Raw genomic sequence first — 17,374 nt, 5'->3', positions numbered from 1 at the left:
TCTAGTTTAGCGAAAAAGCTTGAAAAGGTATACAAACTTGCTCTACTTATCCTTCAATAAATCACCCAAAGAAAAGCCGTCAAAGGTCTCGCCATCATAATACTTCAACAATTGATCCGCCGTTAATAAGGAAGAAGTCATTTCCTCCTCTTTGTCCTCGACTTGGTTCAACGCGGCATATTCCTGATATTGCTCCGCTAGTTGGCGGTACATGGCTTTTTTCGAGGAACCCTCTCCCGTGATAAAAGGCAATTCTTTAAGATGACCGCGATACAGCGGCAGCTCCTCCACCCATTCGATTGGCTGTTCGACAACCGTTAACTGAACTTCGGCAAAAATATCTTCATACATTAGTTTTCTTCCTCTCGCATTTTTCGATACTGACGCGGCGTGACTCCTTCGATCTGCTTAAAGCGCTTATAGAAAAAGGCTTTGTCCTTATAGCCCAGACGCTCCACGATCGTTTGAACGGTCAGATCGGTTTGTTCTAAATAGCTTTTACAACGCTCAATTCTTCTTAACAAGACGATCTCCGTAAACGAATGGCCCGTCTTCTCCTTCAATAAACTCGATAAATAATTCGGATGAAAATGAAATTTTTGCGCGACCTCCTCTAAGGTCACCTGATCCAACCGAGCATCGATATAAGCCAGTATCTCTTCGGTCAGCTGTCCATTGGAGACAAATCGGTCTTTGGCGATCAACCGCTCCGGTTCGGCTTGACTGATCTCCACAATCAAAAGTATGAAGGCCGATTTGGTGACTTTATTATTGAAGTAAGCCATTTTGACCACTTGCTTTAACAACAGCAGCGCGTAAAAATGAACATCCGTGACCTTGGCAAAATCATAAACCAGAAAACGCGCGATCCCGCTAAACTCATCACTTAACGCCTCCACAAAAAAACGATAAAGCTGCGGCTCTTCAAAAAACTGCCCCAGCAATGACTCTGAAAAATAACTCGGCTTGAAATAAAAGACGATCACTTCAGCATCAAAGGCACCACGATAAGAAAGCGGCGTTGCTCGATTAGCTATGATCAGCCCGCCCGTATTCAACGTCTTTTCCAAGCCATCAAGCTGGACACTCACATTCCCCTTCATTACATACAGCAGCCGAATAAAATCAGCTGGCACCGCAATTTGCGCACTCGTCTCTCTGGTCACGAAGGCGGCGATTTCCCGCCGCGGATTCTCAGCGAAACGCTGAACTTCGCCGACCATTTGGCCATCATCACCTAAGTAGCAATCCAAGGTGTTTAAGAATTGATAAAAATCAGCATACTGTGCAGTCGTCACATCCATTTACTCACCACCTTAGAATCAAACACTTTATTCTTTATCTACACTATTTTAAATAAGTAACGATCAGCATATAATTTATTTATTGATTGTACCACCTTTTTAAAGAATAAACATTTGATTGCAACACTTTATCAAAGAAAGAAAATCACACACAGCAGGAGGAATTAGCATGAAAATCGGTTTTATCGGTGCCGGCAATATGGCATCCGCAATTGTTGAAGGAATTGTCCAAAAGGGCTTCAGCCAACCAGGAGACATTTATTTATACGATATCTCAGCAGAAAAGGTCCAAGCATTTGCAGAAAAGGTCGGCGCTCACGCGTTGAATGATCCGCAGGAAGTCATCAAAACTGTCGATACCTTGATTTTGGCGGTGAAGCCCAATGTCATTAAAGGCGTCTTACTGGAAGCAAAAGATGCGATCCTGCAAAATGATCCATTGATCGTCTCCATCGCTGCCGGAACAAGTACCGAAGCTATTTATGAAGTATTTGAAACAGATAAGCCGATCCGAATCGTCAGAGTGATGCCGAATATGAATGCGATGGTGGGTGAAGGTGCCGCAGCCGTTTGCGGAAATACCAGCGCCACAAAAGAAGATGTCGCAACGATCATCGACCTGTTTAACGCCGTCGGCAAAGCATGGCCATTAGAAGAAAAATATTTCTCGATCTTCACAGCCATCGCCGGCAGCTCGCCTGCGTATACCTTCTTATTCATTGATTCGATTGCTCGCGCCGCAGTAAAAAATGGGTTGCCAAAAGACATCGCCTTAGAAATGGCGACACAAGCGGTTCTAGGCAGTGCCGATACGTTGGCTCACAGCAAGGAAAATCCATGGACACTAATCGATCGTGTAAGTTCGCCGGGAGGAACGACCGTCGCAGGGATCGTTGAATTAGAGAACAACGCCTTTATCTCGACCGTGATCAAGGGCATCGATGCCACGATCCGTAAAGATGAGGAATTAGGGAAGAAATAATTGATTGCTGTTTATCCCAAAAAGGACTTGACGACATCCGCCAAGTCCTTTTTATTTAGCTTGAAATAATTCTAACAATGTATCATAGATGTAGTTTTCAGTATTTGTATAATTGTTTTTCTTCAGCCGACAGATCATGACTTTCCAAACAATCGGTTCACTCATTTGACGAGCAACAAAATCAGAAGAAGCATATTGATCTGCCATAGGCAATGGAAGAATCGTCAGCAGCTCTTCGTTGATTTTTATTGAGTTTAGTAAAAAATCCCAAGAACTGGATTTTAAAATAGTATTCGTATAGACATTTTTTCGCTCACACGCGTCTTTGAATAAATGATGGATCATGAAACTCTCATCAAAAATTGCGATTTTTTCATTGTGAAGATCTTTCCAATCAATTATTTCTCGTTTTGCCAAGTGATGTTTTGGTGAGAGAAATACTGATAATTCGGAGCTCTGAATCTCAAAAGAATCGATAATATTTTGAGAAATCCCTTCTGGCGAAAGCAAGACGGCAATATCAACTGTTTCTAAAAGCAGCTCCCCTTTTAAGCGATGGGCTCCTTGTTCTTTAATCGTAAAGTTAATCGTAGGGTTGTCTAAAATTAATTTCGGCATAATCGTTGAAAAAATAAGAGACAGTATCAATGGTGGGATGCCAATCGTGATACTGCCAGCCATTGTATCAGCAGCCTCATGAAGATTCATCTGCATTTCATTATATTTTTTTATAACTTCTTGCGCATCATCATAATATTTCTCACCAATGTAAGTCAATCCAACGATCTTTCCATTATTTCGTTTGAATAAGCTTGTTCCTTCACGACTTTCGAAATCATTGATCATAATGCTTAGAGTTGGTTGCGAAATATAGAGATTTTGGGCAGTTCGACTCAAATTGAAATCGTTATTCACAATCGATATAAAATAACGAAGATGCTTTATATCCATTTTTTTCCTCCTATTTCTCTTCCATCATGCTTTTAGAATAGGCAGTCTTTCCCTAAATGTCAAAACAATAATCTATAAAAATAATTTATACCTTGCTAAAAATTTGCTATTTTGATTATGCTTAGTTTCTTGTTATGCTTTCCATGGAATTGATTGAAAGCGCTTTTAGTCAGATAAAATTATTTTAAGGAGTATTTATCATGAGAGAAATTGTCATCACCTCTGCCCTACGAACACCTATCGGCTCGTTTGGCGGAACATTAAAAAATATTTCAGCCATTGATTTAGGAAATCATGTTGTCAAAGAGCTTTTGTCCCAATCCAAGATTGATCCTGCTGAAATAGATGAAGTCATTTTCGGAAACGTTCTTCATGGCGGTCTTGGACAAAATGTAGCGAGACAAATCGCTGTCAATGCTGGTATCCCTGTTGATAAAACAGCTTTTACACTAGATATGGTCTGCGGATCTGGTTTGAAGTCAGTCGAATTAGCTATCCAAGCAATTGCTTGCGGCGATGCTGACGTAATTATCGCCGGCGGCACTGAAAATATGAGTCAAGCACCTTATGTACTAAAGGACCATCGCTGGGGCGGACGTTTAGGCGATGGAACTATTATTGATACATTGACCAACGACGGATTGACAGATGCCTTTAATCATTATCATATGGGAATCACTGCGGAAAATATCGCAGAAAACTATAATATCTCTCGTGAAGAACAAGATCACTTTGCTGCCGACAGTCAAAAGAAAGCTGCGGAAGCCTTGGAACAAGAACGTTTCGCCGAAGAAATCGTGCCGGTTACGATTCCTCAACGCCGTGGTGAAGATATTATTTTTGCTAAAGATGAATACCCTAAAGCAGGCACCTCTTTCGAAAAACTGCAAAAATTGCGGCCAGCTTTTAAGAAAGACGGAAGTGTCACTGCCGGTAATGCCTCAGGAATTAACGATGGCGCAGCTGCAGTCTTAATTATGAGTCGAGAAAAGGCAGAGAAATTGGATCTCCCAATTTTGGCGGAGATCGTTAGCTATGCAAGTGCAGGTGTTGCTCCTGAACTAATGGGAACTGGTCCTATTCCGGCAACTAAAAAGGCTTTAAACAAAGCGGCATTAACGATAAATGAGATTGATTTGATCGAAGCTAATGAAGCATTCGCTTCTCAAGCGATTAGTGTCATGCGAGAGCTTGGAATGAATCCGGACAAAGTGAATGTCAACGGCGGTGCTATCGCACTAGGTCATCCGATTGGTGCAAGCGGAGCTCGGATATTGGTTTCCCTATTACACGAAATGAAACGCAGAGAAGTCACTTATGGCCTAGCTACGCTTTGTATCGGCGGTGGGCAAGGTACTTCTTTAATCGTAAAGAACAGATAGAAACGAGGGATAAGGGAGAATGAAAACAATTGATTTAAATAAGGCAATCGAGATGATTCATGACGGAGATATCGTGATGGTCGGCGGATTCATGGCCAATGGTACTCCAGAAACGCTAATCGATGCGCTCGTGGAAAAAGGGGTAAAAAATCTTACGTTGATTTGTAATGATGCCGGGTTGATCGACAAAGGTGTCGGAAAAATGGTTATAAATAAGCAATTTGATAAAATTATTGCTTCTCATATCGGTTTGAATCGCGAAGCTGGTCGTCAGATGAACGAAGGTGAAACAGAGATTGAGCTGGTACCGCAGGGGACTTTAATCGAACAGATTCGTTCGGGAGCTTACGGATTAGGCGGCTTTTTGACACCGACTGGGGTCGGGACATTAGTTGCAGAGGGGAAGACCGTCTTGAATGTCGATGACCGCGAATTTCTGCTTGAAAAACCTTTGAAAGCTGATGTTGCATTGATTCTCGCAGATGTTGCCGACGAATCCGGCAATCTTCAATACACCGGTTCAGAAAATAATTTTAACCATCTTATGGCAGCAAATGCAAGAACTACCATTGTTGAAGCTCGCAAAGTCGTTCCAATTGGCACGATTGATCCAATTTTTGTCCATACACCAAATATTTTTGTTGATTATATTGTTAAAGGAGGAGCAGTATGCTGACGAAAGAACAAATGCAAGAGCGCATCGCTAAAAGGGTCGCTCAAGAATTAACCGATCACTCACTAGTCAACTTAGGGATCGGACTGCCTACTAAAGTCGCCAATTACATTCCCGAAGACATACATGTGACCTTACAATCTGAAAATGGTTTTATTGGTCTTGGACCAGTTCCAGAAGAAATCAATCCAACGATCGTGAACGCAGGAGGTCAACCTGTTTCGATCCAACCCGGAGGAGCATTTTTCGATAGTAGTACGTCTTTTGGAATCATTCGCGGTGGTCACGTTGATGTAACAGTTTTAGGAGCACTGCAAGTGGATCAAAATGGCAATATCGCCAATTATTTGATACCTGGAAAAATGGTCCCTGGCATGGGGGGGGCTATGGATTTATTAATTGGTGCAAAAAAGGTTATCGTGGCAATGGAGCATACAAGCAAAGGAACACCAAAAATTTTGAAAAATTGTACCCTACCTTTGACAGCTAAAGGAATCGTGGATCTAATCATCACAGAAATGGGTGTCTTCCGAGTTACTTCGGAAGGTGTTGAAGTAACAGAAATTTATCCAGATTTTACATTTGAAGAAATTCAAGCAGTTACAGAAGTCCCACTAATCAAAAACATTCATAAGGAGAAGATGCAAAATGTCTAAAGAAGTCACATTCGTAACAGGAGCTGCTAGCGGTATTGGAAAGCAAATTGGAGAAACATTCTTACACGAAGGAAAGATCGTTGTATTCTCCGACATCAACAAAGAGAAATTAGATGAACAAGTGGCTAACTATAATAAACAAGGGCACGAATCATTAGGAATCGTTTGTGATGTAACAAAAGAAGAAGAAATCAATGCAGCAATCGACCAAACAGTTGAAAAATATGGACGTTTAGATATTTTAGTGAACAATGCTGGTTTACAACATGTGGCAATGATCGAAGATTTTCCAACTGAAAAATTTGAATTCATGCTAAAAGTCATGTTAGTCGCACCATTTATCGCAATTAAGCGAGCATTTCCAACGATGAAAAAACAAAATCACGGGCGGGTCATCAATATGGCATCCATCAATGGCGTAATCGGTTTTGCTGGAAAATCTGCCTATAACTCTGCAAAACATGGGATTGTCGGTCTAACTAAAGTCGCGGCTTTAGAAGCTGCTGATTCCGGTATCACTGTAAATGCTATCTGTCCCGGTTATGTTGACACGCCATTAGTTCGTGGACAATTTGAAGACCTTTCTAAAACACGCGGCATTCCATTGGAAAATGTTTTAGAGGAGGTTCTTTACCCGCTCGTACCGCAAAAACGTTTGATCGATGTTCAAGAAATTGCTGATTATGTTTCCTTCTTAGCTAGCGATAAAGCAAAGGGTGTAACTGGACAAGCTGTTTTACTTGATGGTGGTTATACTGCGCAATAAGCATCAGACGAGGGAAAACATTAATTTGAAATGTTTTCCCTCGTTAGTTTTATGAAGGAGGAAAATCATGAGTATGCTTGGTTCAATCGGCGTCTTGCTAGGCGTCGCTGCGATCATCTATTTTTCACTAAAAGAAATTAATATTATCATTGCCGCTCCCTTAGCTACGCTGATTGTCGTTTTGTTGAATCGAATGGACGTGGTAACTTCTCTGTTGGGAAATCAACCTAACAATTATATGGGAGCATTATCCACTTATATTTTGAATTACTTCGCGATTTTTTTACTTGGCTCTATATTAGCTAAATTAATGGAGGCCAGCAACGCAACCGTTGCGATCGCCGATTTTATTTTACAAAAAGTCGGATATGATAATCCTTACCGTGTACTCGTTGCTATTTTTATCATCAGCGGCATCCTAACGTATGGCGGCATCAGCTTGTTCGTCGTGATGTTCGCAGTTTTACCATTAGCAAAATCACTATTCAAAAAAATGGACCTTGCTTGGAATTTAATTCAGATTCCTTTGTGGCTAGGAATAGCGACCGTTACGATGACTGTCTTACCAGGAACCCCAGCCATTCAAAATGTTATCCCGATCCAATACTTAGACACTTCTCTTACCGCTGCTGCTGTGCCTAGTATCTTGGGGAGTATTGGTTGTGTGATTTTCGGCTTGTTTTATATGAAACATACACTGAAGAAAAGTTTAGCCAAAGGTGAAAACTTCTCTACTTATACTACAGGTGCACAAACAGAGACTTCTAATCGCAAGCAACCTGCCTTTATTGCCAGTATCATGCCTTTAACCGTTCTGGTTATCATCGCGATTTCTGGTAGTGTATTGGGAAATGATTTCATCAAAAAAAATATTATCTATGTTGCCTTGATCATCGGCATTTTGTTAGCATTGATTCTTTTTTATCGTTATATTCCAGATAAAATCGGCTCGATGAGTGTTGGTGCTACTGGTTCTGTTGGTCCAATATTCGCAACATCTTCAGCTGTAGCTTTCGGAGCAGTCGTAATGATCGCACCTGGATTCAAAGTTTTTTCTGACTTAATCCTGAATATTCCAGGCAGTCCACTAATTAGTTTAACCGTTTTAACTTCATCAATGGCTGCAATTACTGGGTCTTCTTCAGGGGCACTGGGAATTGTAATGCCAAATTTCTCGGAATACTATTTGTCGACTGGACTAAATCCAGAAATGATCCATCGGGTTGCAGCTGTGGCTTCAAATATTTTAACAATCGTTCCCCAAAGCGGTGTATTATTAACCTTCTTGAGTTTGACCGGACTGAATCATAAGACTGGTTTCAAGCAAACATTTACTACCGTATTTATGGGAACCTTGATTGCTGAGATTATTATCATCATTGTTGGTTCATTCATCTATTAAAAAATAGTCCTCATAAAGATTGATAAGATCATTCATCTTTATGAGGACTATTTAGTTTTACTTACATATGAATCGGCATCCCCAGCCCAACTTCGCACGCATCCATCACCATTTCAGACAGTGTTGGATGTCCATGGATCGTCAGAGAAATATCCTCCAATGTCAGATAGGATTCGATTGCTAAAGTAATCTCAGCCACTAGATCACTTGCATTGACTCCAACGATTTGAGCACCTAAGACTAATTCGGTCTCTGCTTCAAAGACCAAACGGACGAATCCTTCCGTCGCGTTCAGCGACAAGGCGCGGCCATTTGCCTGCATCGGGAAATTCGCGGTCTTGGCTTTGATACCTTCTGCCTTTGCTTCTGCTAAAGTATAGCCGACTGTCGCCACTTCCGGATCAGTGAAGCAGATCGCTGGGATCGCGCGATAATCCTTCGCGACATTTTTCCCGCCGATCACTTCTGCTGCTACCTTTGCTTCGTAGCTTGCCTTATGAGCAAGTGCCAAGCCTTCTACGATATCGCCGATCGCAAAAATTGTTTTTTGTGAGGTGCGGTATTGCTCATCGACCTTGATCAAGTTTCTTTCCATGAGTTTGACGCCAGCTTTTTCCAAGCCTAAGTTTTCTGTATTGGGTCTGCGACCGACTGTCACCATCACATAATCTGCTTCGATGGTTTGAGTTTTGCCCTTAACCTCAAATTCTACCGCGACACCATTTGCAGATTCCACCGCTTTTTTAGCTTTTGCATCGGTAAAAATCTCCACGCCATTTTGTTTAAAGCGTTGTGCCACGATCTTTTGAATATCCGCTTCAAAATTCGGAACGATATTCGGACTACCTTCAATAATCGTGACCTCTGAACCAAGATTGCGATACGCACCGCCCAACTCTGAGCCGACGATTCCACCGCCGATAATGATCAGCTTTTTCGGAATCTCTTTTAAGTTCAGTCCGCCGGTAGAATCTAGTACGCGGCCGCCGAAAGCAAAACCAGGAATCTCGATTGGTCGGCTGCCTGTTGCCACGATTGCATGTTTGAATTCCAGTTTTTCTTCACCATTTTTTGTTGTGATGGTTAGACTCTGGGGTCCAGTAAATTTGGCCCGTCCCATAATAACGTCCGCACCATTTTTTTTCAACAGCATGCCAACGCCAGAGGTCAGTGTTTTAACAACTTGCTGGTCCTTCCACTGTTGTGTTTTAGCAAAATCCAGCTTCGCCTCTTTTACACTCAACCCTAGAAAATCAGAATGCTGTGCTTCTTGATAGCGATGACCCGCTGTGATCAAGGCCTTGGATGGAATACATCCGACATTTAGACATACACCGCCGATATGCTCCGCTTCTACCACAGTCACTTTTTGCCCTAATTGCGCCGCACGAATGGCCGCCACATAACCGCCAGGTCCCGCGCCAATTACGACTGTATCTGTTTTTTTCGTCATATTCAGTCTCCTTCTACAGCAACAAGCTCATTGGATTTTCCAGCAGTTCAACGATCATACTCAAGAAGGCTGCCGCCGGTGCGCCATCAGCGACCCGATGATCAAAGGATAGACATAAATTCAATGCGGTGATCGTTGCTACTTGCGGTCCTTCCGGTGTCTCTTCGACAACTAATTTTTCATAGCTTCCGCCGACTCCTAAAATCGCCACTTCCGGTAAATTGATGATTGGATTAAAGGTTTGAACTTTACTGCGGCCTAACGAACTGATGGTAAAGGTGCCGCCGCTCATTTCTGTCGGCAGCAATTGACCGTTCCGGGCTTTCTTCGTCACCGCTTTTACTGCTGCGGTCAAATCACTCAGACCCTTTTGATCCGCCTGCTCTACGACTGGTACGACTAAGCCGTCAGCAACGGCCACCGCTACACCAAGATTGACTTGATTAAATCGCTTGATCCCATCCTCATACGCATGAGCATTAAATTCAGGATACGCTTTCAATGCGACCATCGCCGCTTTTGCGATAATCTCCAAGAAAGACAATCGTTCATCTGTACGCTCTTCCACCATCGGCAATAATTGTTTTCGCAACTCGATGACCTTCGTCAGATCAACTTCTGCGTTCATCGTGACATGCGGGATCGTATGCTTGCTTTCTGACATCTTGTCCGCGATCGCTTTACGCATGCCGCTCCACGGAATCAGTTCGCCTTCAGCCGCTTTTTGTGCGGGTGCCGCTGCGGGCGCTTGATATTCTTTTACATCCAACGCTTGGATTCGGCCTTTCGGTCCAGTTCCTTGGACCGTTTGTAAATCGATGCCTTTTTCGCGGGCGATTCGCCGAGCTGCTGGTGTTGCTCGAACTTTTGTGGTCGCGACCGTAGTTTCTTTAGTCGCATCAGTTGGTTCAACTGTTTCTGCTGCTTCCTCTGTTTTTGTTTCTTCGGCAGCTTCTGCTTCAGCTTTCGGCATATCCGCAGGAACGTCTTCCCCAGCCTCACCAATGTAGGCGATCACTGAATTCACGGGTGCACTATCACCGTCGCCAATATATTTTTTGAGTAAAATACCTTCATCATAGGCTTCCACTTCGATCGCAATTTTATCCGTCATTACCTCAAAAATCGCTTCGCCGATCTCAACGGAATCACCTTCATTTTTCAGCCAAGTCGTGATCGTTCCGACATCCATCGTAGAACTCAACTTCGGCATCAATACTTCATTTGCCATCTTTTCACTCCTATCTCGTTTTTCAGTATTTATTTTTTCAAAGACCGAAAAAATAAGTCTGATTCTCGCCACGTATATCATCCAACTAAACATCAATGATTTTTAATTCGTTGTTAGAACTTTTTTATCTTTCCTCACATAATGTCCTGCAAAAAGTTGGACTGACATCCTATGCCATCAATCCACGACAAGCGTCAACAATGTCCTCCACTTGAGGAACGGCTTTCTTCTCAAGCTCTGGATGGTAAGGCATCGGAATCTCTTGGCCGGCTAAACGAATGATCGGTGCGTCTAAGAAATCAAAGCATTCTTCTTCCGCGATAACACTTGCTAACTCAGCACTGAACCCGCTGCGTTTTACTGCCTCAGTCACCACGACCGCTTTACCTGTCTTCACAACAGAATCAATAATCGTTTGTTTATCTAACGGTACCAAGGTGCGCGGATCGACCACTTCGATTTGGATACCTTCTTCTGCTAAAATATCCGCCGCCTCTAGCGCTTTATGCACCATAATCCCTGTTGCCACAACAGAAATATCGGTTCCTTCGCGTTTTACATCGGCCACACCGATTGGGATCGTGTATTTTCCTTCCGGCACATCCGAGCTCGTTCGATAGCAAAGCTTGTGTTCATAAAACATCACGGGGTTATTGTCTTCGATCGCCGCATGCAGCAAACCTTTCGCATCATATGCCGTCGCTGGCTGGATAACCTTCAACCCGGGAACATGAGCGGTCCAGTTTTCCAAGCTTTGCGAGTGCTGCGCCGCCGCACCAGTTCCTGATCCGCCGGGTGTTCGCATCACCAAGGGAATCTTCGCCTTGCCGCCATACATATAACGAATCTTCGCCGCTTGGTTGACGATTTGATCCAATGCAATCGTAATGAAATCCGAAAATTGAATTTCAAAAATCGGACGCATCCCAGTCATTGCTGATCCAACAGCAGCACCGGCGATCACTGATTCAGAGATCGGTGTTGAACGAATCCGCTCCTCACCAAATTCCTCCACCATGCCGCGGCTGACACCGAAAGCGCCACCATATACCCCGATGTCTTCACCTAACATGAAAATATCTTCATCTTCTCGCATTGCTTCAGACATCGCTTCTCTGACCGCTTCCGCGTAAGTGATTTCTCTCATTATCTGCTTCCTCCTACTTCGTATTAAGGTATTTATTTTTCATAAAGGTCAATTTTAATCTGAATAAACGTCTTCGTACATGCTTTCGATCTCCGGCATTGGGCTTTCTTCCGCAAAGGTCACTGCATCTTCAATCGCTTGTTTAGCTGCTAAACGAATTTCTTCCGCCTCTTCTTCTGTGAAGAGTCCTGCGGCGACAAATTTTTCCCGTGCCAGTTTGATTGGGTCGTGATTCTTGCGCCAATCCTCTTCCTCTTCCTTCGTGCGGTATTTTTTCGCGTCCGATTTAGAATGTCCCTTCCAACGATAAGTCATCGCTTCGATCAAGGTAGGACCTTCGCCGCGACGCGCTTTTTCCACTGCGTCATAGGTTGTATTGATGACTTCGATAACATCGTTTCCTTCTATTGTAATGCCTTCGATACCGTAAGCTTTTGCTCGTTCCGATAAACGTTCGACATTCATCATCGTTTTAAACGGTCCGCTCATTCCGTATTGGTTATTTTCAATGAAGAAGACAACCGGCAGAGCCCAAATGGATGCCAGATTCAATGATTCATGGAAGCTGCCTTCATTGGTTGAGCCGTCACCGGCATATGCTAACGCGACCGTATCATTCTTTTTCAATTTTGAGGTTAGTGCGGCACCAGTTGCGATCGGGAAGCCGCCGCCTACGATACCATTAGCGCCAAGATTTCCCGTATCAAGATCGGCAATGTGCATCGAACCGCCTTTCCCGTTGTTGGTACCAGTTGTGCGGCCAAATAATTCCGCCATCATTTCATTGATATTCGTACCCTTTGCGATCGTTTGTCCATGTCCTCGGTGAGTCGCGGTGATCCAATCTGTTTTACGTAAAACAGCTCCGCTGCCTGCCGCGGTCGCTTCCTGCCCCACTGCTAAGTGGGTCGTTCCATGGATCAAGCCCTTCGCAAATAACTGATCCACCTTCTCATCGAAGAAACGAATTTCCCACATTCTGCGATAAAGTTCTACCAAGTTTTCGTCCGTCAAACCTGCTCGATTAGGAATCGAGATGTTTTTCGTTGCTGTCATCATTTATGCGCCTCCATTTTTATTTATCTTCATCTAGTAACGTCTTAGCTGTCTCTTCATCGGTAATCAAAACATTGACTAATTTTCCTTTTAACGCTGCTCGAATCCCGCTGACCTTTTCTTTGCCGCCAGATATCCCAATACGCTTTGGAATCTGTTTTAACTCCGCCAGACTGATCGCTAAAACGCGGTCATTCCAAGTGCACTCTGTTAATTCGCCCTCCTCGTCAATAAAGTTGTAACAAATATCTCCCGACACATTGCCAGCAGATAATTCCTTCCTCAGTGGTACCTCTTCATTTGGCAAATACGCTTTGGTCATCGTGGAATACGCCGGTAAACCGCCGATCCCGACTAATGCGATATCTGCTTTTTTTCCTTTATCAAAAACATTCTTGATAAACGACTGCGCCATGAACACTTTTTTGGCCTCAGCGGAATCTACCGTGATCGGTGCATGCAGCTCCAATACTGATCCGCCGCTCTTGCGGGCGAAAATCTCACAGACCACGTTGGCTTGCAGCGCCGTATGCTCTTGTCCCAAACCGCCAACCAGCGGAATAAAACGAACATTCTCCATTTGATTCTTTGGCAAAAAATTCTGCGCCGCCTCATGAACCACCATCCCGGCGGAGACACCAACTGTTTCATCCCCTTTTAAAATGCGGGACAAATATTTTCCCGCCGCGATACCAATGCGTTTATTCAGCATCTCAGCGGCTGCCGGTGCAATACAGATCACCTCAGTCAGTCCATATTTTTCAACTAATTTTTCCTCTAATAAACGGTAAGGATGAACCAGATCATCATGAATAATAATTTCTACTAAGCCTAAGGAACGTGCTTTTGCTAAATACTTGGAAACCAGCGAACGGCTGATATTGAATTTCTTTGCTACCTCGGATTGCTTGGCGCCTTCTTCGTAATACATTGAAGCGATCTCTGTCAGTAATCGTGCGTCGTCGGAATAACTCATTTTACTTCCTCCTCGTTCGAGCGAAACTTTCTTAAGTAAGTCTGTCTATTATCATATGTTCTTATATTTAACATATGTTACACTGTCATCATAAGAGCCCGCGCTGCAAGTGTCAACGCTTTCGCTAAATGATTTTTTTCACAAGCTCATCTTTATCGGATGTTCCAACGACGCGATTCTCGGAACAAATGTCACGCGAATTCACATACGTCTATTTACCGCTGATCCAAGCAAAAAAAACGTCATAGTAAAAATCATTTATTATTGGGATCTCACGAATAGACCAATAAGGAGGATTTTCACTATGACTTTTTCCAAATTCTTTCTGATGCACGATAAAAGTCGGAGTATATCTAAATTTCCGTTCGTTGAACCCTTGATCTATCACACAGTGAAGCAGCCGCATTTCAAATAGTTTGTCAGACTGGAGATGTTCGGTAAGAATATTCAAGCGCTAAACCCTTACCTCTCATCCCCATCATAGTAAATTCCGATATTCGTTTAAAGACAACCTTTTTTCATCATTAATCATGAAAGTACAACTTCCTTGCAGCCAGCGCCTTCCATTCTTCGTTTTACATTTTTTCGATTAATTGCTGGCAGCAGCTGTCCATATTGAACTTCGTAATAAAAGGTGTCCCATCTACAATCGGAATCGCCGTATCAAATTGGGGCTGTCCAATCGCTACAATCGCTGAAATGTCTTCTGCAACTTCTGTTACGTCATAGATACTTTCTCCTGTTACCTCAACTTCCATTCCTTTATCCCGCATAAACTCGCTAATGTAGTTCACTGCGAAATTCCGCTTGTTATCTGAAGTTCCGGCAACGACTAAAATTTTTTTCATAGGCTCTCCTTTAATAGGTTCTTCCACCATCTGCTAATATGATTTGTCCATGAATATAAGAACTTTCCGGACTTGCTAAAAACAATGCCAGATTCGCGATATCCTCTGGCTGACCGATGCGCCGCAGCGGAATCTTTTTCAGCAGCTCCTCCCGACTCGCATCATCAGGGTAAAGCGTATCTAATATGTCTGTCTGAATGACCCGGGGTGCAATCGCATTGACATTGATTCCCCTAGGCCCGAACTCTTTTGAAGCAGCTCGCATCAACCCGTGCTGTCCCGCCTTTGAAGAGGCATAATGCATGCCGCCGCCAGTTCCCGTGATCGCCGAGCCGGAAGTAATAAAAATTACTTTTCCAACATCGTCTACAAAATGATCGCAAAAGGCCTTTAAGGTATAGAAGGACCCGTCCAAATTGATATGCAGGACACGCTGCCATTCTTCGATCGAAATTTCATTGATGGAATGCAAGTAACTGATTCCCGCGTTGATTACTAAAATATCGACTCGTTGAAAATGTGCCAAAACCTGATCGCTGGCCCGCTTTAATGATTCCGGATCAGAAACATCCGTCTTAATGAACAATGATTCTGCATAGTCGTTAGAAAACTCAGCGGCTGTTTGTTCGCCGCTTTTTTGGTCAAAATCCAAAATTACCGTATACGCGCCAGCTTCTGCAAATTTTTTCGCGATCGCTCGACCGATTCCTTTAGCCGCACCAGTAATTACGGCAACTTTTCCTTCCATGAGCTCGCTCCCATTCCTAATTAAGTGTTTTGCTGAGACAAAAATCGCCTGCGTCTCCTTTAACTCAAAATATCAATAATTTTCTGTACATCTTCCTCGATCCCGACTCCTGTCAAAAACGACAATGCCCGAATTACCGGAATATCATCACTTTCATAAGCAGTGGTAGTCACAACTAGATCGGCTCCATGGATTTTTGAAGGCAGCTCGGCAACTTTGCATTGTTCAACTGTCGCTGGAATATTATTTTTTTCCAACTCTTCCTTCACGCGCATGCAAACGACCGTCGATGTCGCCACACCTGTTCCGCAAGCAATTAAAATATGTTTTTTATTCATTCATCTCAGCTCCCTTGATTGTATTATCTGGATCATCTTTTCCAGTTGGCAGACCATATTGTTTTTTGATGTCATTGCGTGTCCAGAACCACAAAGCTCCGTACATAACTAAGGCGATCATCCCTGCCATAAAGGCCGGTAAATTCGAAGGATCGATCAATTTCAGCATGATCCACAAGGTGATATGACAGCTCATATCGATCCCGGAAATCATGGTTGCGCCCTCTGGAAAAGCAAAGCCTACCGCATGTGCCATGGTTGTCGTCAGAGCCCCTAGATTCGTCGCGATGAATAATACGATACAAATGGATGCAACTGAATTCAGCAAGCCTCTAAAAATATTGCCCTTTGAAGCTGCCACTGACCAAATCACTGTAAACGGCAGTACAGCTAAATCAGCAAACGGCAAGAGCCGATTGAATGGTAAGACAGCCGCCAGTAAAATCGTAATTGGTACCATCAACAAAGCCACAGTGATAATCGCTGGATGAGCGGTCACAACTGCCGCATCTAAACCGATATAAACTTCTTTTCCTGGGAAACGTTTTTGAATAAATGTTTTTGCTCCTTCGGCGATTGGTGACAGACCTTCCATCAATAAGGCCACCATTCTTGGCATCAAGATCATAACTGCTGATGTTTGAACACCTAACTGAATAATAGCTTGAGAGTCATAGCCTGCCAGCAGCCCCATTCCGACACCTAGAACCAAACCGATCATCATTGGTTCACCAAAGATTCCTAAACGATCCTTTAGATTTTTAGCATTGATATCGATTTTGTTGATCCCAGGAATCTTATCCCATAATCGATTCAACGCATAAGTCAGCGGAGCAAAGTTGACCGTCTCTCCATGGGGCAGCGAAATTCCCGGCAAGCCGAAGAAATGCTCCACTGCTGGTGCGGTCCAATCCGCTAGCTTGAAGATAACGAACGTATTGATCAACGAACAAACAATCGCGATCCAAATCGAGTTTGTCGCATAATAAATCATCGCTCCCGGAAAAATCAAATGCCAATAATTCCACAAATCCACGTCCATCGTTTTAGTCTGATTAAAACGCAGCAGGATGATATTAAAAATAAAGATGACTGGAATCAAAATAACTGCGATCGGTGTCGCAAACGTTATTGCCGCACCGATGGGCCAACCAACATCTAAAATATCCAATTGCAATCCCAAACGCTCGATCATCGCCTGCGAGGACTTGCCGATCGAATCAGAAAGCAAACCAATCACCAGATTCAAACCAGTAAAACCAATCCCAACAGTCAAACCAGCACGAAATGACTTACTTAGCTTCTGGCCTAAAACCAGACCGAAAATGGTCAAAATGATCGGCAGCATCGCCGCTGCGCCAAGATCTAAGATATAATTAACTCCCGCTTTAAGCATATCTAACATAGTTTTTTCTCCTTTTTTATAAATGATTTTTTGAAAACGACTAAGCCCTGAGATTC

General features: G+C 43.3%; 18 protein-coding genes. 6 read left to right on the top strand and 12 right to left on the bottom strand.

Annotated elements, in window-relative coordinates; all coding sequences use genetic code 11:
- Positions 1-42: 42 nt before the first annotated feature.
- Both FFR60_RS07180 and FFR60_RS07175 read right to left on the bottom strand, forming a co-directional pair.
- Positions 43-351, bottom strand: coding sequence for a hypothetical protein (locus tag FFR60_RS07180; protein WP_137663611.1), 309 nt, complete (start codon positions 349-351; stop codon positions 43-45).
- On the bottom strand, positions 351-1,304 hold the full coding sequence (locus tag FFR60_RS07175) for a helix-turn-helix transcriptional regulator (RefSeq protein WP_137663610.1): 954 nt from the start codon (positions 1,302-1,304) through the stop codon (positions 351-353). Before FFR60_RS07175 ends, FFR60_RS07180 begins: the two co-directional genes overlap by 1 nt.
- A gap of 169 nt (positions 1,305-1,473) precedes the next feature.
- Here FFR60_RS07175 and proC point away from each other — a divergent pair, with 169 nt between their 5' ends.
- Entirely contained in the window at positions 1,474-2,286 is an 813-nt protein-coding gene (proC, locus tag FFR60_RS07170; RefSeq protein WP_137663609.1) for a pyrroline-5-carboxylate reductase, read from the top strand.
- Positions 2,287-2,337: 51 nt separating this feature from the next.
- Here the strand turns inward: proC and FFR60_RS07165 are convergent, their stop codons facing one another.
- Positions 2,338-3,237, bottom strand: a complete 900-nt coding sequence (locus FFR60_RS07165; RefSeq protein WP_137663608.1) for a LysR family transcriptional regulator — start codon at positions 3,235-3,237, stop codon at positions 2,338-2,340.
- A gap of 200 nt (positions 3,238-3,437) precedes the next feature.
- Between FFR60_RS07165 and FFR60_RS07160 the strand changes: the two genes are divergently transcribed.
- The 5 genes from FFR60_RS07160 to FFR60_RS07140 all read left to right on the top strand — a co-directional run bounded on the left by FFR60_RS07160 (position 3,438) and on the right by FFR60_RS07140 (position 8,116).
- Positions 3,438-4,619 carry an acetyl-CoA C-acetyltransferase gene (locus tag FFR60_RS07160; protein ID WP_137663607.1) on the top strand — a complete coding sequence of 394 codons (1,182 nt, stop codon included), beginning with the start codon at positions 3,438-3,440 and terminating at the stop codon, positions 4,617-4,619.
- A 19-nt stretch (positions 4,620-4,638) separates the two neighbouring features.
- The gene (locus FFR60_RS07155) at positions 4,639-5,295 is read left to right on the top strand and encodes a CoA transferase subunit A (RefSeq protein WP_137663606.1); all 657 of its coding nucleotides are present in this window, start codon (positions 4,639-4,641) and stop codon (positions 5,293-5,295) included.
- Positions 5,289-5,948, top strand: coding sequence for a 3-oxoacid CoA-transferase subunit B (locus tag FFR60_RS07150; RefSeq protein ID WP_137663605.1), 660 nt, complete (start codon positions 5,289-5,291; stop codon positions 5,946-5,948). Before FFR60_RS07155 ends, FFR60_RS07150 begins: the two co-directional genes overlap by 7 nt.
- Positions 5,941-6,714, top strand: a complete 774-nt coding sequence (locus FFR60_RS07145) for a 3-hydroxybutyrate dehydrogenase (protein ID WP_137663604.1) — start codon at positions 5,941-5,943, stop codon at positions 6,712-6,714. Before FFR60_RS07150 ends, FFR60_RS07145 begins: the two co-directional genes overlap by 8 nt.
- A gap of 67 nt (positions 6,715-6,781) precedes the next feature.
- Complete coding sequence (locus tag FFR60_RS07140; protein WP_137663603.1) at positions 6,782-8,116, top strand: GntP family permease; 1,335 nt, start codon at positions 6,782-6,784, stop codon at positions 8,114-8,116.
- Between the two features lie 61 nt (positions 8,117-8,177).
- On the opposite strand, the gene lpdA is transcribed toward FFR60_RS07140, so the two are convergent.
- The 9 genes from lpdA to FFR60_RS07095 form a co-directional block, all read right to left on the bottom strand.
- Complete coding sequence (gene lpdA / locus FFR60_RS07135) at positions 8,178-9,569, bottom strand: dihydrolipoyl dehydrogenase (RefSeq protein ID WP_137663602.1); 1,392 nt, start codon at positions 9,567-9,569, stop codon at positions 8,178-8,180.
- A 13-nt stretch (positions 9,570-9,582) separates the two neighbouring features.
- Positions 9,583-10,800: a dihydrolipoamide acetyltransferase family protein gene (locus FFR60_RS07130; protein ID WP_137663601.1), complete on the bottom strand. Its 1,218-nt coding sequence runs from the start codon at positions 10,798-10,800 to the stop codon at positions 9,583-9,585.
- 169 nt (positions 10,801-10,969) lie between these two features.
- On the bottom strand, positions 10,970-11,947 hold the full coding sequence (locus FFR60_RS07125; protein ID WP_088934089.1) for an alpha-ketoacid dehydrogenase subunit beta: 978 nt from the start codon (positions 11,945-11,947) through the stop codon (positions 10,970-10,972).
- Between the two features lie 54 nt (positions 11,948-12,001).
- Positions 12,002-13,006 (bottom strand): thiamine pyrophosphate-dependent dehydrogenase E1 component subunit alpha, encoded by a 1,005-nt coding sequence (locus tag FFR60_RS07120; RefSeq protein ID WP_088934088.1) that lies wholly within the window; start codon positions 13,004-13,006, stop codon positions 12,002-12,004.
- A 16-nt stretch (positions 13,007-13,022) separates the two neighbouring features.
- Positions 13,023-13,979: a sugar-binding transcriptional regulator gene (locus FFR60_RS07115; protein WP_088934087.1), complete on the bottom strand. Its 957-nt coding sequence runs from the start codon at positions 13,977-13,979 to the stop codon at positions 13,023-13,025.
- A 575-nt stretch (positions 13,980-14,554) separates the two neighbouring features.
- Complete coding sequence (locus tag FFR60_RS07110) at positions 14,555-14,827, bottom strand: PTS sugar transporter subunit IIB (protein WP_088934086.1); 273 nt, start codon at positions 14,825-14,827, stop codon at positions 14,555-14,557.
- Positions 14,828-14,837: 10 nt separating this feature from the next.
- A complete protein-coding gene (locus FFR60_RS07105) occupies positions 14,838-15,575 on the bottom strand; it encodes an SDR family NAD(P)-dependent oxidoreductase (RefSeq protein ID WP_137663600.1) in 738 nt (245 codons plus the stop codon).
- A 59-nt stretch (positions 15,576-15,634) separates the two neighbouring features.
- Positions 15,635-15,913, bottom strand: coding sequence for a PTS sugar transporter subunit IIB (locus FFR60_RS07100; RefSeq protein ID WP_088934084.1), 279 nt, complete (start codon positions 15,911-15,913; stop codon positions 15,635-15,637).
- Entirely contained in the window at positions 15,906-17,318 is a 1,413-nt protein-coding gene (locus FFR60_RS07095) for a PTS galactitol transporter subunit IIC (protein ID WP_088934083.1), read from the bottom strand. The genes FFR60_RS07100 and FFR60_RS07095 overlap by 8 nt, the downstream gene beginning before the upstream one ends.
- Positions 17,319-17,374 lie beyond the last annotated feature (56 nt).

The organism is Enterococcus hulanensis, assembly GCF_005405485.1.
GTDB classification, from domain to species: domain Bacteria; phylum Bacillota; class Bacilli; order Lactobacillales; family Enterococcaceae; genus Enterococcus_A; species Enterococcus_A hulanensis.
This window is presented reverse-complemented; position numbering and strand designations above follow the sequence as displayed.